Source organism: Virgibacillus sp. MG-45, assembly GCF_036409425.1.
In the GTDB taxonomy this organism is placed as follows: domain Bacteria; phylum Bacillota; class Bacilli; order Bacillales; family Amphibacillaceae; genus LDC-1.
The window spans coordinates 174,643-191,159 of the sequence record NZ_JAXOFU010000002.1; the positions used below are offsets into that span (position 1 = coordinate 174,643).

Here is a 16,517-nt window from a genome sequence, read left to right on the forward strand (position 1 = left end):
GTTAAAATTTCGTTTCCATCATTGGCTTAACCAACGTAATCTAAAAAGCTTCCATCTTTAAATACTTTATCAATCGTGCCTCCACCTAGACACACGTCATCCTGATAAAAAACAACCGCTTGTCCAGGTGTAATTGCACGTTGTTGCTCTCGAAATATTACACGTACATTGCCATCCTCTAATACCTCTACTTTTACCTCACTATCCGCTTGTCGATAACGAAATTTAGCGGTGCAAGAAAACGATTGTGCCGATTCTACTGGATTTATCCAATTCACATCCGTGGCAATTAATCCATCAGAATACAAGCTATCATGTGTATATCCTTGCTCTACATAAAGGATATTCTTTTGAAGGTTTTTCCCAACAACGAACCATGGATCTCCTGGACCGCCAATACCTAATCCTTGACGCTGGCCTAATGTATAATACATCAGCCCATCATGCTTGCCTTTTACAACACCATCGAAGGTTTGCATTTCTCCTGGTTGTGCTGGTAAATAATTACTTAAAAACTCTTTAAAATTCCGTTCACCAATAAAGCAAATCCCTGTACTATCTTTTTTCGTTGCTGTAACAAGATTGTGCTCTAGCGCGATTTTTCTCACTTCTTTTTTCGGAAGATGTCCGAGTGGAAACATTACTTTTTTAAGCACATCGGCAGATAATTGATTTAAAAAGTATGTTTGATCCTTATTTTGATCGACACCACGAAGCATTTCTACCTTACCATCCTGTTCACGAATTTGCGCATAATGTCCGGTTGCTAAAAAATCCGCACCGAGCGACATGGCATGATCCATAAATGCTTTAAATTTAATTTCTTTATTACACATAACATCTGGATTTGGTGTTCTGCCTGCCTTATATTCATCTAGAAAATAAGTGAAAACCTTATCCCAATATTGTTTTTCAAAATTAACCGCATAATACGGAATATCAAGCTGATTACATACACGTACCACATCGTCAAAATCCTCAGTTGCGGTACATACCCCGTTTTCATCTGTGTCATCCCAGTTTTTCATAAATATTCCTACCACATCATAACCTTGCTGTTTAAGAAGGAGAGCCGCCACTGATGAATCAACACCACCACTCATCCCAACAACTACTCTAATATGCTGATTATCGTTCATGCTGTAACACCTACCTATTCTTCATCATTCGTTTCACGATTCCTGCAACTCGCTCGGCTGCTTCTTTTACATTTTCCTTTGTATTTGCCGATCCAAAGCTAAACCGAACGGCGTTTTTTGTACGTTCATTATTTGCTCCATACATAGCAACCAATACATGTGATGGTTCAATTGATCCAGCTGTACATGCACTGCCACTTGATGCTGCAACACCATTTAAATCAAAATTAACAAGCAACGATTCCACGTTCATGTGTGGAAAGCTAATATTAATAATAGATGGAATGGTATTTTCCAATTTCCCGTTGACTTCAAAGGCTATTCCTTCCTCTTGCAGCGTTTGAATAAATAGTTCCTTGTATGCCTGGTATAAATTTCGGTATTCAGCTTCCTTGTTCGTGCGAAGTTCTACCGCTTTTTGAAATCCTACCACATTCGCTACATTTTCCGTTCCAGGGCGCCTTTTTCGTTCTTGCTCTCCACCATAAGCGAGTGGCTGCAGTTTCACATGCTTCCCAGCATATAAAAGACCAATTCCTTTAGGACCATTTATTTTATGTGCGGTGGCCGTTAATAAGTCAATCCCCATTTTCTTCACATCTATTTCTAACAGTCCAAATGCCTGAACTGCGTCTGTATGAAAATAAGCTTGATGCTCCTTTAATAAATCACCAATTTCTTGTATTGGTTGAATTGTTCCTGTTTCATTGTTAACATACATCACCGATACGAGAATCGTTTCAGCCGTAAGTGCTTCACGAACGTCCTCCACTTTTATTACACCATTTTCATCAACTGGTAAATACGTTACCTCGAATCCTTCACGCTCTAAATACTCAGCCGTGTGCAATGTCGCATGGTGCTCCTGAACGGTAGTGATAATATGCTTTCCTCTATCCTTATTGGCAAGAGCAGTACCGATTAAAGCTAAATTGTCGGCTTCTGTTCCACCACTTGTAAATGTAACTTCTTTTTCATGTGCATGAATACGTTGAGCAATTGTTCTTCTTGCTTCATCCAAGCTTTGTCTCGCTTTCCTCCCATAGGAATGCACACTCGATGGGTTCCCAAAAACATCAGACATTACTGGAAGCATCGCTTCTATGACTGCTGGATCAATTGGTGTTGTTGCAGCATGATCTAAATAAATTGTTTCCATGGTCTATCCTTTCCTTCCTTTAAAAAACATTCCATCTAAATATAAAACATGTACGCTTCCTTTGGCTCATCAAGCTCATGACGGATTAAATCCTCTAAGGTCGTATTATCTAAAACATCTTTTACCGCATCTCGAATACGAAGCCAAAGTGCTTGCTTCGCAGGCTCTTCATCCTCAATTCCTTCTACTGGAGTGATTGGGCCTTCTAAAACACGAATAATATCACCCGCACTGATTTCTTCTGGTTTACAAGGTAATTTATAGCCTCCATAGGCACCACGAACACTTTGAATTAACCCTGCATTACGAAGTGGCGTTGCAAGTTGCTCTAAATAATTTTCCGAAAGCTGATGTGCTTTAGCAATCGCCTTTAAAGGCGTAGGACCTTCCCCATAATTTTTTGCCAAAGCGATCATAATCGTTAATCCATATCGTCCTTTTGTAGATATCTTCATCTCAAACACCTCTATTTAAATAAACAATTCTTTTTCAATAAGCATGCATAGATGCGCAATTACTTAACTCGCCTACGTATCATTCGTTCTCATTTATAATACATGATATTATATCATGAACAATGTCCATCTTGCATTTTATCCATTTCATGATTAACCTTAAATTATCATTCTATTATTAGTAAAGGACGATTAACATGAATCAACAGCCATTAGCATATCGAATGCGCCCTTCCCACATAAAAGAAATTATTGGTCAAAAGCATCTTGTTGGCGAAGGAAAAATATTATCCAGAATGGTTCAAGCAGAACGATTAGCATCAATGATCTTATTTGGTCCGCCTGGTACAGGGAAAACGTCAATGGCAACCGCCCTAGCAAAAAGTCTTCAATTACCTGTTAAAATGCTAAATGCAGTTGTAGATAAAAAGAAAGATATGGAAATAATCGTTGCAGAAGCGAAAATGACCGGGCACCTCGTCTTAATTCTCGATGAAGTACATCGGTTAGACAAAGCAAAACAGGACTTTTTACTACCACATCTAGAAAGTAATTTAATTACACTTATCGGTTGTACTACGAGCAATCCGTATCATTCGATTAATCCGGCAATACGCAGCAGATGCCATTTATTTGAATTACATCCTTTAACAACAGAAGAAGTAAAGCTTGCACTTTATCGTGCAATGGAAAATGTAACAGAAGGATTAGGTAATGTCCATATTAACTTAGCAGAAGATGCACTTAACCACTTTGCTTTTGCATCGAATGGGGATTTGCGATCGGCATTAAATGGTCTCGAGCTCGCTGTCTATTCAACACCTAAAAACGAGCTTGATTCAATCGATATTTCACTTGAAATCGCCGAAACATGCATGCAAAAAAAGAGCTTTTCACATGATAAAGACGGAGACGCTCACTATGACGTATTATCTGCATTTCAAAAATCTATTCGTGGTAGTGATGTAGATGCGGCACTTCACTATTTAGGAAGATTAATTGAAGCAGGAGATTTAGATAGTATTGCAAGAAGAATGATTGTTACTGCCTACGAGGATATTGGTGTTGCGAATCCACAGGCAGGTCCGCGGGCAGTCGCTGCTGTTCAAGCAGCTGAACGAATTGGATTTCCGGAAGCACGCATTCCCCTTGCTGTTGCGATTGTGGAATTGTGTTTATCACCAAAATCTAATACAGCTTATAAAGCGCTTGATGCCGCACTTTCAGATATTCGTAAAGGTAAAAGTGGAGATATTCCGAATCATTTAAAGGACGCACACTATAAAGGTGCTTCCGAACTAGGCAGAGGAATAGAATATCAGTATCCGCATAATGCGGAAAATGGGTGGGTGAAACAGCAATACTTGCCTGATACGATAAAGCATAAACAGTATTATCATCCGAAAAGCAACGGGAAATTTGAAAAAGCATTTAAACAAGTGTATGAAAAACTAAAAAATGATCAATCACATTAAAGTATCTTTAAAATTACAAGGAAGCTAGTATAATTCTCCCTTCTATCGGCAAAGCTAATATAAACATTTGTCTAGGTGAAAAAGTCTAATTCCATAAAAAGAAAGGCTACAAGACTTTTTATTCAACATTCATAGACATAAAATGCTGATATGGAAAGGGAGCTGAAACTTAATGGCTAAAGTAAGACAAGATGCATGGTCACATGAAGACGACCTACTATTAGCTGAAACCGTTTTGCGTCACATTCGTGATGGAAGTACACAATTAAATGCATTCGAAGAAGTGGGAGATAAATTAAACCGAACTTCTGCAGCTTGCGGGTTTCGTTGGAATGCAGAGATTAGAAAAAAGTATGAAAATGCCATTGATCTTGCCAAAAGACAACGAAAAGAGAAAAAACGAGCGTTGCAAACACATGGGAAGCAGACGAGTAAAACACAGCCAGTGCTAGCATTGCCAGCGAATTTGGATAACACGGAGAAAAATCCGATAGAAGAAAGTTCTATTTCACTAGACTCTGTGATTCATTTTTTAACTCACCTAAAAAAAGATTACTATGCTTCTAATCAATCAAAAATAACGCTCGAACAAACAAAGCGAGAAAATGAGAAGCTCAAAAACAAAGTGTATGCACTTGAAAACCAACTAAAAGAAACAGAGTATCGACTCCAAACAATTCAAGAAGACTATCAAGTATTTGTCCAAATTATGGATCGAGCTAGAAAAATGACGGTGCTTGATGACCATGATAGCTTTCAAGCCCCTGCATTTAAAATGGATAAAAACGGTAACTTAGAGCAATTAGCACAAAGCTCAGGTAACTAACAAACAGGGCTTCCCATCGTTTAAAGAAGAAACGAAAGGGAAGCCCTTAATAATTGTTCTGCTATGTAAAATCAATCCCAATAATGCCGTCTACTGTATTGTTTTGATCCCGCTCTCGGCAGGTGGGTGCTCTGTTTTACATGTTGTGCTTCCTCTTGTGCCCAATCGAGGCCTGCACGTCATATAAAAACAAGTGGAGCTCCCAAATATAGAAATGTTCGGTCAAAACGATGGAAATAGACGAACATATCAGGATTGATTTTTCAACAAAATAATTGTTTAATATTGTAAATTAATTTTAACATAGCGAGAACAGTATTTCAATATCCCTACATGTGAAGTATAAGTTACAAAATTTACAGTTTCCTAACATTTTTATTGGTTTAGCATATTTTCTTTAGCTAGTCTTATCGAGAGATCCTCAAGCTGGTCCTCACTAACCTTACTTGGTGCTTCTGTTAATGGATCTGAAGCAGATGCTGTTTTCGGGAACAGTATCGTATCGCGTAAGTTAGATCTTCCTGCTAATAACATGATAATACGATCTAATCCTAAAGCGATACCACCATGAGGAGGAGCTCCATATTCTAATGCATCTAATAAGAAACCAAATTGTGCTCGTGCAGCTTCTTTCGTAAATCCAAGCACTTCAAACATTGTATCCTGTTGCTCTTTCTTATAAATACGGAGAGAACCGCCACCGAGCTCATAACCATTCAATACAAGATCATATGCGACAGCCCGTGCTGTTTGTGGCGCGCTTCTTAACTTATCCATATCATCTTCAGCTGGCATCGTAAACGGGTGATGTGCTGCTGAATATCTGCCTGCCTCTTCATCATATTCAAATAATGGCCAATCTGTAACCCAAAGAAAATTAAATTTCGAATGATCGATTAAATTCAAATCTTTTCCTAGCTTTAATCGAAGTGCACCAAGGCTATCGTAGACAACTGCTGTTTTATCTGCAACAAACAACAATAAATCTCCATCCGTTGCCTCTGCTTTTTCTTTTATCGCGATTGCTTCTTCTTCTGATAAGAACTTTGCAATTGAGCCTTTTAACTCTGATCCTTCTACTTTGAGCCATGCAAGACCTTGCGCACCGTATATTTTTACATAATCTGTTAACTTATCAATATCCTTGCGAGAAAAGCTAGCAGCTTGACCTTTTACGTTTAAAAGCGCTACTTCCCCTCCATTTTCTACCGCGTTTTGAAATACTTTAAACGATGACTGTGCTACGATATCCGAAACATGAATTAATTCCATCGCAAACCGTGTATCCGGCTTATCAGAACCAAATCTTGCCATGGCATCATCATACTTCATCCGAGGTAATGGCAATGTAAGATCAATTCCTTTTACATTTTTCATAACCTGCTGCATCATTTTTTCTGTCATTTCCATGATTTCATCGCTTGTCATAAAGGATGTCTCAATATCAATTTGTGTGAATTCTGGCTGGCGATCTGCACGAAGATCCTCATCCCGAAAACAACGGGCAATTTGATAATAGCGCTCAAATCCACTCATCATGATTAACTGCTTAAATAACTGTGGAGATTGCGGCAACGCATAAAACTCGCCAGGATGAACCCTGCTTGGAACAAGATAATCACGTGCTCCTTCTGGTGTGCTTTTTGTTAATATCGGCGTTTCCATTTCTAGAAACGCATTGTTATTTAGGAACGTACGAACTTCTTGGGTAACTTGATGTCTTAGCTTAAATGTTTCTTGTAGAACATTTCTTCGTAAATCCATATAACGATATTTTAATCGTAAATCCTCAGATACATCTGTGTCATCTTGAATTAGAAATGGAGGATTTTTTGATTTATTTAAGACCGTAATATCCGTTGCTATAACTTCAATTTTTCCTGTTTGCATATGCGGATTAACCGTTGCATTATCGCGCGCAACAACATTTCCACTTACTTCTATTACAAACTCTGTTCGAACCATTTCGGCTATTTCTAGTGCTTGCTTTGAAACTTCAGGATTGAATACGATCTGAACAATTCCTGATTTGTCACGTAGATCAATGAAGATCAGTCCACCTAGGTCTCTTCTTTTTTGAACCCAACCTTTTAAAAGCACTGTTTTACTAATATTCTCTATTCCCAATGTCCCCGCAAATACGCGTTCACTCATCTTATTTTCCTCCTTGAAGCTTTTCCTGCATAATAACAGCTAATTCTGTTAATGGTACTTGAATCTGATCCCCTGTATCCATATCCTTTAAATTAATCACTTGCATCTCTAACTCTTCATCGCCAAGCACGAGTACATACTTTGCTTTATATCGATCTGCAGCTTTAAACTGTGCTTTCACTTTTCTTCCTTGGTAATCCTTATCGACTTGAATTCCATGTGTACGCAATTCATGAACAAGCAATACAGCCTGCTTAGCTGCTTCATCTCCCATTGTAACGACGAAGCAATCCAAGGATTCGTCTACTGGAATATCCTTCTTCTCTGCTTCTAAAGCCATTAATAAGCGCTCTATTCCCATTCCAAAACCGATACCAGGAGTACTTGGTCCTCCAAGCTCTTCCACGAGACCATTGTATCTTCCACCACCGGCTAATGTAGTAATTGCGCCAAATCCTTCTGCCTCACTCATAATTTCAAATGCTGTATGATTATAATAATCAAGTCCACGCACAAGATTTGGATCAACCTCATAAGCAATCCCCATCATTGTTAAGTATGTTTTTACTTGTTCGAAATACTGTTTACTTTCTTCGTTTAAATAATCCAAGATCGATGGGGCATTTTCCATTGCTGGATGATTACGATCCGTTTTACAATCAAGGACTCGCATCGGATTTTGATTTAATCGGCTCTGACAATCCTGACACAGTTCTTCTTTTACAGGTGCGAAATAATCAATTAATGCTTGGCGATATGCTGCTCTGCTTTCTTTATCCCCTAACGTATTTATAACGAGTTTTAAAGAACGAAGGCCAAGTTCTTGATAACAGGTCATAGCAAGATCAATGACTTCTGCATCAACGGCAGGGTCGGCACTTCCTAATACTTCCACACCAAATTGATTTAACTGTCTCATCCTACCCTGTTGTGGCCTTTCATAACGAAACATCGGCATAAAATAATATAGCTTCACAGGCTGACTCGGATCACCATATAATTTATTTTGAACAAAGGCTCTCGTTACAGCAGCAGTTCCTTCTGGACGTAACGTGAGACTTCTTCCACCTCTATCCTCGAAGGTGTACATTTCTTTTTGGACAATATCCGTAGAATCCCCTACCCCACGCTGAAAAACTTCGGTATGTTCGAATACTGGCGTTCGAATTTCATCATAATGGTACCTTTCACATACCTTCTTAATTTGATCTTCTACATATTGCCATCTTTTAGCTTCTATTGGTAATATGTCTGCAGTTCCTCTAGGAGCCTTTATAATCATTTCAATCCCTCCAATTGATCCATTCTGTATAAATGTAATAAATAATAATAATGATTATCGAATAAGCGGCAAGAAAAATACTACCAATTAAAAAACTCCCGTCCCTTATATATAATATATAAGGGACGGGAGTTACCCGCGTTGCCACCCTGATTGATGCACGAAAAAAATGCACCCTCTTTTACACAGTTAACGCCTGCAACTCGTCTATATCTACTTTAAATGGTTCAATATAGATCCTCAGGAACGTCCTTCATTGGTGCATAAAGTAAAAATGCTTTCAGCCACGACATTTTCTCTCTAGACTAATGACAACCAACTACTTTTTCCATCATCGGATATTTTCGTTTATTTAATTATGAATGAATACTATAATAATTGGAAATGGGGATAAAGTCAAGCACGATTGAGTTTTTTCTTTAATGCTTTTACCTCACCTAAAGAAATTCCAAGCTCTTCAGCAATTTCCATATGGGTAGCATCTCCATAAAGCTCTATAAACCGATGAAAATCAACTTGAAAAATATCTTGGTTTGCATTTGTTGCCCACTGTTTTTCATGATATCGCATATTCATTCTCTCCCTTTTTCTATCTAGCTTTGCCTTAATCAATTGTTTTTATTAAAATAAAGGGAGAAATATTTTGTTTCGAAAAAAATTTAGGAGTGGTGCAATGGCTCGTAAAATAAATTTGTGGTCAGTGCTATTAATCGGTTTAATTGCTTCCTTATTTAGTACAACAGTCTATGCCGATGAAGCCATCATAATGACGGATCATCTCAATGTCCGAGAAGGCCCTGGAACGCAATTTGAAGTCATAACGAAAGTACATACCAATGAGAAATACACCATCCTAAATGAAGATGGTGAATGGATTGAAATTCAGCTTGCTGAAAAGACAGGCTGGGTCACAAAAGAATACACAACAATACAACCGGAGAAAAAAGCGAATGCTCCAACTAACCAAGACATGCAATCAAATGAAATTAATGTTATCTATGACCATACGCAAATTAGAGAAGCACCATCTACCACATCGGAAATCAATTATTTTGTTGATAAAGGAACGAAATTGAAGGTTATCGACGAGCAAGAGGAATGGTTAAAAGTAAAAGGTGAAAACGGAGAAGGTTATTTACATAAAGCATTAGTTGAGGAGACTAGTTTTCATTCTTCAAAAGGATTAAAAAATAAAGTGATCATTATTGATGCGGGGCATGGTGGAAGAGATGTTGGTGCGTTAGGGGCAAAGGACTCTATCGAAAAAAGCATGACAATGCGAACAGCACAGGAATTAGCGCAAGAGTTAACGACTCTTGGAGCAGAGGTAATTCTTGTGAGATCAAGGGATGAATACATTTCGCTTGCAAGCAGGACAAGCCTTTCTAATATCATGAATACAGATGCGTTTATTAGCCTCCATTATAACAGCTTCCCCGAGGCTCCTTCTGTTACAGGGATAGGCACCTATTTCTATCATACGCAAAACCAAGCGTTAGCTTCCTTTGTTCAAAAAGAACTAATAAATGAAACTACAGCAAAGGATCGAGGCACTGCATTTGCTGATTTTCAAGTATTACGTCAAAATTTGAAACCGGCAATTTTACTAGAGCTTGGCTTTATTTCTAATCCTGAAAAGGAACAGCTGTTACAAACAAACGCATATCAAAAAAAGCTCGTAAAAGGAATTGTAAGTGGATTAGAACGATATTTTAGCAGGTGAGATTCAATTAAAATTGTATTCACATCAAAAAGGCATAGCCGCAATTTTTACGACTATGCCTTTTCTAATTTCTAGCAGCTATCAACTAAAAATAGTTCCTTTTTCTTGTTCAACCTATATTATAAATGATTCCTACTTCAATGTTCTTTCCATAACAGGTTATTTATCCTTCGAGTCAATAATGATGGTAACAGGACCAACATTAGTGAACTGTACATCCATCATCGCACCAAACTCCCCAGTTTCTACATGTATTCCTTCTGCTTTTAATTGGTCATTAAATTGCTCATAAAGTGTTTCAGCCATTTCAGGTCGAGCAGATTTAACGAAACTAGGTCTGCGTCCCTTGCGCGTATCTGCATACAATGTAAACTGTGAAACAGATAACACCCCGCCATTTACATCCTTTAGAGACCAGTTCATTTTACCTTCTTCATCTTCAAATATCCGTAAATGAACAATTTTTTGAACGAGATATGCGACATCCTCCATCGAATCTTCATGCGTTACACCTAAGAGAATGACATACCCGTTATCAATTGCCCCGATAATTTGATTGTCAACCGTTACTGACGCATTACTTGCTCGTTGAATTACTGCTTTCATCTAACTTCCACCTTCAATGATTTTTCATCTGCTTTTTAAAACAAATGGGTTTATTGTACGGTTCGCGTTACCGTATATACATCTTTTATTTGTTTTAGCCGTTCTACTATTTTGCGCAAATGCTCTGTATTATGGATTAAAATTGTTATTTGAATTACTGCCATTTTATTTCGATCGGATCTTCCGTTAACATGCGTTATATTTGTTTTTGCTTCATTAACAGATTGGAGCACCTCGTTAAGCAACCCCCGGCGATCATATCCTGTTATTTCAAGATCAACATGGTATTGCTTTTGGTCCATCGGATGACTTTCCCACTCAACATGCAAATAGCGTTCTTTCGCTTCATCTGTTTGCACATTGGGACAATCGGCCCGATGAACAGAAACGCCTCTTCCTTTCGTAATATAACCAACAATTTCATCCCCAGGGACTGGATTACAGCATTTTGAAAGTCTTACTAACAGATTTTCAATGCCCGCAACCCTAACTCCAGAATCACCGCGATGCGCTTTTTTCTTTTCTTTTACTTCACTTTTTGCTTCTTCAATTGTTTGCGCAAGATCCTGTTCCTGCTGCTTTGAGCGTCTTATTTTTTCCGTTAAACGAGTAGCAATCAATGCAGCTGTAATTCCTTGATAGCCAACTGCTGCATACATATCTTCTTCATTTGAAAAATTGAATTTTTCGTTTACACGTTGAATATTGTCATTTGTTAAAGCCTCTTTTGGCTCGATTCCAAGCGCACGAATTTCCTTATCCACTAAATCCTTCCCTTTAGAGATATTTTCGTCTCGCCGCTGTTTTTTAAAAAACGCTTTTATTTTATTTTTTGCTTGTGATGTTTTCGTAATCTTCAACCAATCCTGTGAAGGACCGTAAGAGTGCTTTGAAGTCAAAACCTCAATAATATCGCCGTTTTTCAACTTATAATCTAGTGGCTCCATCTTTCCATTTATTTTAGCTCCGATTGTTTGATTCCCTATTTCAGTATGAATTCGATAGGCAAAATCAAGCGGAATGGACCCAGAAGGAAGCTCAATTACATCTCCTTTAGGTGTGAACACATAGACCATATCAGAAAACAGATCCAATTTTAGCGATTCCATAAATTCTTCTGCATCATGGGTTTCATTCTGCCATTCTAAAATTTCACGGAACCATGTTAGTTTTTCTTCGAATGACTTTTTATCCTTACTTACTTGTTTTCCTTCTTTATATGCCCAGTGCGCAGCGATTCCATATTCTGCGATTTCGTGCATATCATTCGTTCGAATTTGAACCTCTAACGGGTCTCCTTTTGGACCAATAACCGTTGTATGCAATGATTGGTAAAGATTAGGCTTAGGCATCGCAATATAGTCTTTGAATCTTCCAGGCATTGGTTTCCAGCATGTATGAATAATACCTAATACTGCATAACAATCCTTAATACTATTCACCATAACCCGAACAGCTAACAAATCATAAATTTCGTTAAACTGTTTGTTCTGTTTCGCCATTTTTCGATAAATGCTATAAATATGCTTTGGTCTTCCTGATATATCTGCCGTAATCTTTACTTCTTTTAATTGGTTTTGAATTTCGTTCATAACCTCTTCAATATATGATTCACGCTCATTACGCTTTTGCTTCATTAATTGAACGATGCGGTAATATTGCTGTGGATTTAAATATCGAAGTGCCGTATCCTCTAGCTCCCACTTTATTGTAGATATCCCTAGACGGTGCGCTAAGGGAGCGAATATTTCCAACGTTTCATTGGCAATTCGGCGTTGTTTTTCTGGGGGGAGATGCTTTAATGTACGCATGTTATGCAAGCGATCTGCTAGTTTTATTAAAATTACACGGATATCTTTTGCCATCGCTACAAACATTTTACGGTGATTTTCAGCTTGTAGTGCTTCCTTGGACTTATATTTAATCTTTCCGAGCTTTGTTACACCATCAACAAGCATGGCAACTTCACGATTAAATACTTCCTCAAGCTGCTCAAGCGTTACTTCCGTGTCCTCTACAACGTCATGTAAAAAACCGCCGGCAATTGTGACTGGGTCCATTTTCAGTCCAACAAGTATTCCAGCTACTTGCACAGGATGAATAATATATGCTTCTCCTGATTTTCGGAATTGATCTGCATGTGCATCTTTTGCAAAAAGATAAGCACGTCGAATAAATGCAATATCATCTTCCACAAGATATTGTCCTGCTTCTTCTAAAATCGTATCTATTGTTAATATGTTATCGTTAGCCATTCAATCACCTAATTTGTTGGAGAGAATAAAAAAAGAATATACCTTATAGTATCGAAAATTTTTCGCTAAAAGTAAAGTAAAAAACATTAAAATCCACGAATATAATGGGTCTGACGAATTTTAGGATAAAACACGCCAGACCCTTGCATTACACTTTTCACTATTACTCGTATTTCATTAAAGCAAGTACTTCATAGTTTTTTAGTTTTTCCATTCCGTCTAAATAAGAAAGCTCAATTAAAAATGCACAGCCTGCCACTACCCCACCAAGCTGCTCAACTAGGTTAATAGTCGCTTCAATCGTCCCACCAGTTGCAAGTAAATCATCTGTAATTAATACCCGCTGACCAGGCTTAATTGCATCCTTATGTATTGTTAATACATTTTCTCCATACTCTAAGCCATAGTCCACTTTGATTACTTCTCTTGGAAGCTTTCCTTCTTTACGTACAGGGGCAAATCCAACCTCCAATGCATAGGAAACAGGACAGCCTATAATAAAGCCTCTTGCCTCTGGTCCTACTACAAGATCAATATCTTTTTCTTTCGCAAATTCAACAATTTCATCTACAGCAGATTTAAATGCTTTTCCATTATCCATTAAAGGAGTTATATCTTTAAATTCGATGCCTTCCTTTGGCCAATCTTGAACAATCTTAATGTATTGCTTGTAATCCATTTGCCTTTTCCTCCTTGGAACCTTCCAAATCAATAAATTGTCCTACCCAATCTTTTAGTTGCTCATAGGTTGAATAATAAAGTGTTTCCTCCACCTTCGCACGAGTTAACCGTTGGTGGTAGGTCCATGATTCATGTAAGTCCTTTTTGTTTGATGTTGGCATAAATGTCACCACACCATTATCTATTTTAACAAATTCAAGCTCAGAAAACACTTTTGACATAAAAATAATATCATTCTTCGTCCATTTCTTAGCAGCCATGATTTTTCGAATGTCTTGTTTTAAATCAATCGTCTTTTGTTTCCATATTTGTGCATAGTACCATTTAAAGTCCTCTCTCGAAGGAAAACGAGCCATATACATGCTTTCCTCCAATTGAAAACAAACATGGATGTTAACAGGACTTAATTGCGTGAGATAATCTCCAAGCATTGGTAACGCTGGTGGAAGATCAACAATAAATAGCGTATTTACTTTTTGTAAAGCATCTAGATCAGAGTCATAGGAGATAACTGGAATATTGGATCCCAAGTCCTTCCTTACATTATCTATGTCATTCGCTAGGACCGCACTTGATTCAAATCCTTTAAATGATTGTAGATCTACATTTTTCTTCCCGCGATGGTCAAACAATTGCCAATCATTAATTTGAATATCCTCCATCACGATTTGCAGCTTCTTAAACCCATTCCACTCATTTATTCGTAATTCGCCAGCAACAGACACCTCTGTTTTCGGTGTGATAAACGAATATAATTCACCTAGTCCAAAACCAATACCTTCTACTACTGTATCCGCTTGTTTAAATTGAAGCTTTAAATGCTTCTTATTATTTCCTAGCTGTCGAGCATCTACCGGAACCTGTTGAATAAGAAATCGTGGTTTTGGATTTCCCATTCCAAATGGTGCTAGCTTTCCTATTTCTTGAATGAGAGATTCACTCATATCTGTTACTGCAAGCTGCTTACTTATTTCTAATTCTTGTTTAAAGTCTTCTTCTGTTAATTGGTCCATAACAAGATGATTTAATGCTGTTCGTAGCTCTGACACTTTGTCCAATTCAAGGGTCATCCCAGCTGCTTGTGCATGCCCACCAAATCGGACAAAAAGATCTTTCACTTTCATACAATTTTGAAACAAATCGAACGCAGGAATACTACGGGCAGATCCTTTTGCTGTTCCAGTTTCCTCATTAATTGCAAGTACAATTGCAGGTCGATCATACTTTCGTACTAATCGAGATGCAACGATACCAAGGACACCTTCATTCCAGCCTTTATTAGCAATGACAATAATGCCTGTCGTTGTTTGAAGATCGACCATTTCTTCCGCTTCGGTTACTATTTCTGATACAATTTGCTGACGCTTTTGATTTAACTGATCAATCCTTTCAGCAAGCTCCAAAGCTACTTCTTCATTATCTGCTAAAAGTAGTTCCACTGCTAAATCAGCATCTTGTAATCTTCCAACAGCATTTAAGCGTGGGCCTATTAAAAAACCAACGTCCTCTTCAGTCACTTCATTTGTAAGCTTACATTGCTGCTTTAACGCCATTAAGCCTGCTCTTTTTGTATTTGCTAGTTTTTTTAACCCATAATAAGCAAATATACGATTTTCTCCAACTAATGGAACAAGATCAGCGATTGTCCCAATAGCAACAAGATCCAATAAGTGTTCTGGGAAATAGCCTAGTATATACTGTGCAAATTTAAACGCAACGCCAACTCCAGCAAGCTCCTTAAATGGATAGTTCGGCGAACACTTCGGGTGAATAATTGCGAAGGCATTTGGCAACGTTTCTTGTGGTTCATGGTGATCGGTAATAATCAAATCAATTCCAAGTTCATTAGCTAGTTCTGCCTCATGAACAGATGCAATTCCAGTGTCAACCGTAATAATTAATGAATACCCATTTTGAGCAGCGACACGAAATGCTTCTTCATTTGGACCATAGCCTTCTGTAAACCGATTCGGTATATAGAAATCACAGCTTGCTTCAAGCTCCTCTAATGCATGTAAGAGAACAGTTGTCGAGCTCACTCCATCCGCATCATAATCACCAAAAACGAGAATTTTTTCTTTATTCTCTATTGCTTGGTGTACCCGAGCTGCTGCTTTCTCTATTGCGTCAAATCCTTCTGGATGATGCAACTGATCTATATTTGGGGATAAAAACTGTAATGCTTCCTGTTCGTTCGTTATCCCTCGTTGTATTAACAAATCCTTTATGATCGGAGGAACTGATGCTTTAATATCATTCCAATGCACATGTTCCTCGATATGATCGTTAATTTTCCATTTAGTTTTACTATGTAACATACGTTCACCCCTGACCTATTCATTATACAAAACAGGATCAGGGGCGGCAAATACATTTTCTTGAAATTATGCTTATTGATAGCTATTCTTTGTTGGTCTGCTCGTTAATGCTCTCCGCTTCAAGTCCATTATCAAGCAAGGTTCTATGCAATTTTTGATTTTCTGTTCTTAGTATTTTAATATCTCGTTGTAAACGAAAAACCTTTACCATACCTACTGTGGCAGTTATGAGCACCCCCATAAGAACTGAAAATAAAATAACTAATATCAGTGGGGATTCTGCAGTCCAAAATAAATAATTCACTTTAACTGGTGAAACATTGGTTACTGCAAAAATAGATATAATAATGATGAACACAATGGCAAATACAACATACGTTTGTCCCTTCATAGGTTAACCTCCAATCTACTCTACTAAATTATTACCCACTTCGCTGTAAAAAT

General features: G+C 37.8%; 14 protein-coding genes, 1 other RNA gene and 1 other annotated feature. Of the genes, 3 read left to right on the plus strand and 12 right to left on the minus strand.

Annotated features, from left to right (window positions below; all coding sequences use genetic code 11):
• Positions 1 to 26: 26 nt before the first annotated feature.
• The 3 genes from mnmA to cymR are packed head-to-tail and all read right to left on the minus strand — an operon-like array spanning position 27 to position 2,753.
• Positions 27 to 1,139: a tRNA 2-thiouridine(34) synthase MnmA gene (gene mnmA, locus SPK86_RS03105; protein ID WP_330948638.1), complete on the minus strand. Its 1,113-nt coding sequence runs from the start codon at positions 1,137 to 1,139 to the stop codon at positions 27 to 29.
• A gap of 10 nt (positions 1,140 to 1,149) precedes the next feature.
• Complete coding sequence (locus SPK86_RS03110; RefSeq protein ID WP_330948639.1) at positions 1,150 to 2,298, minus strand: cysteine desulfurase family protein; 1,149 nt, start codon at positions 2,296 to 2,298, stop codon at positions 1,150 to 1,152.
• Positions 2,299 to 2,333: 35 nt separating this feature from the next.
• Positions 2,334 to 2,753 carry a cysteine metabolism transcriptional regulator CymR gene (gene cymR, locus SPK86_RS03115; protein WP_330948640.1) on the minus strand — a complete coding sequence of 140 codons (420 nt, stop codon included), beginning with the start codon at positions 2,751 to 2,753 and terminating at the stop codon, positions 2,334 to 2,336.
• A gap of 197 nt (positions 2,754 to 2,950) precedes the next feature.
• On the opposite strand from cymR, the gene SPK86_RS03120 reads away from it, so the two are divergent.
• Positions 2,951 to 4,228 carry a replication-associated recombination protein A gene (locus tag SPK86_RS03120; protein WP_284139687.1) on the plus strand — a complete coding sequence of 426 codons (1,278 nt, stop codon included), beginning with the start codon at positions 2,951 to 2,953 and terminating at the stop codon, positions 4,226 to 4,228.
• A 172-nt stretch (positions 4,229 to 4,400) separates the two neighbouring features.
• Positions 4,401 to 5,054 carry an RsfA family transcriptional regulator gene (locus SPK86_RS03125; protein ID WP_284139688.1) on the plus strand — a complete coding sequence of 218 codons (654 nt, stop codon included), beginning with the start codon at positions 4,401 to 4,403 and terminating at the stop codon, positions 5,052 to 5,054.
• A gap of 70 nt (positions 5,055 to 5,124) precedes the next feature.
• On the opposite strand, the gene ssrS is transcribed toward SPK86_RS03125, so the two are convergent.
• The 4 genes from ssrS to SPK86_RS03145 all read right to left on the minus strand — a co-directional run bounded on the left by ssrS (position 5,125) and on the right by SPK86_RS03145 (position 9,060).
• Positions 5,125 to 5,313, minus strand: a non-coding RNA gene (gene ssrS, locus SPK86_RS03130) — 6S RNA.
• A 116-nt stretch (positions 5,314 to 5,429) separates the two neighbouring features.
• On the minus strand, positions 5,430 to 7,208 hold the full coding sequence (aspS, locus tag SPK86_RS03135) for an aspartate--tRNA ligase (protein ID WP_330948641.1): 1,779 nt from the start codon (positions 7,206 to 7,208) through the stop codon (positions 5,430 to 5,432).
• A 1-nt stretch (position 7,209) separates the two neighbouring features.
• Complete coding sequence (hisS, locus tag SPK86_RS03140; RefSeq protein WP_284139690.1) at positions 7,210 to 8,490, minus strand: histidine--tRNA ligase; 1,281 nt, start codon at positions 8,488 to 8,490, stop codon at positions 7,210 to 7,212.
• A gap of 118 nt (positions 8,491 to 8,608) precedes the next feature.
• Positions 8,609 to 8,834 (minus strand) — a binding site (T-box leader).
• 52 nt (positions 8,835 to 8,886) lie between these two features.
• Positions 8,887 to 9,060 (minus strand): sigma factor-like helix-turn-helix DNA-binding protein, encoded by a 174-nt coding sequence (locus tag SPK86_RS03145; protein ID WP_284139691.1) that lies wholly within the window; start codon positions 9,058 to 9,060, stop codon positions 8,887 to 8,889.
• A 103-nt stretch (positions 9,061 to 9,163) separates the two neighbouring features.
• On the opposite strand from SPK86_RS03145, the gene SPK86_RS03150 reads away from it, so the two are divergent.
• Positions 9,164 to 10,213: an N-acetylmuramoyl-L-alanine amidase gene (locus SPK86_RS03150; RefSeq protein WP_284139692.1), complete on the plus strand. Its 1,050-nt coding sequence runs from the start codon at positions 9,164 to 9,166 to the stop codon at positions 10,211 to 10,213.
• A gap of 159 nt (positions 10,214 to 10,372) precedes the next feature.
• Here SPK86_RS03150 and dtd read toward each other — a convergent pair whose 3' ends face one another.
• The 5 genes from dtd to SPK86_RS03175 all read right to left on the minus strand — a co-directional run bounded on the left by dtd (position 10,373) and on the right by SPK86_RS03175 (position 16,464).
• Positions 10,373 to 10,819: a D-aminoacyl-tRNA deacylase gene (dtd, locus tag SPK86_RS03155; protein WP_330948642.1), complete on the minus strand. Its 447-nt coding sequence runs from the start codon at positions 10,817 to 10,819 to the stop codon at positions 10,373 to 10,375.
• A 50-nt stretch (positions 10,820 to 10,869) separates the two neighbouring features.
• The gene (locus SPK86_RS03160; protein WP_284139694.1) at positions 10,870 to 13,074 is read right to left on the minus strand and encodes a RelA/SpoT family protein; all 2,205 of its coding nucleotides are present in this window, start codon (positions 13,072 to 13,074) and stop codon (positions 10,870 to 10,872) included.
• A gap of 163 nt (positions 13,075 to 13,237) precedes the next feature.
• Positions 13,238 to 13,753 (minus strand): adenine phosphoribosyltransferase, encoded by a 516-nt coding sequence (locus tag SPK86_RS03165; RefSeq protein WP_284139695.1) that lies wholly within the window; start codon positions 13,751 to 13,753, stop codon positions 13,238 to 13,240.
• Positions 13,731 to 16,073 (minus strand): single-stranded-DNA-specific exonuclease RecJ, encoded by a 2,343-nt coding sequence (recJ, locus tag SPK86_RS03170; RefSeq protein ID WP_330948643.1) that lies wholly within the window; start codon positions 16,071 to 16,073, stop codon positions 13,731 to 13,733. Before recJ ends, SPK86_RS03165 begins: the two co-directional genes overlap by 23 nt.
• 82 nt (positions 16,074 to 16,155) lie before the next feature.
• Complete coding sequence (locus SPK86_RS03175) at positions 16,156 to 16,464, minus strand: LapA family protein (protein WP_330948644.1); 309 nt, start codon at positions 16,462 to 16,464, stop codon at positions 16,156 to 16,158.
• Between the last annotated feature and the right edge of the window lie 53 nt (positions 16,465 to 16,517).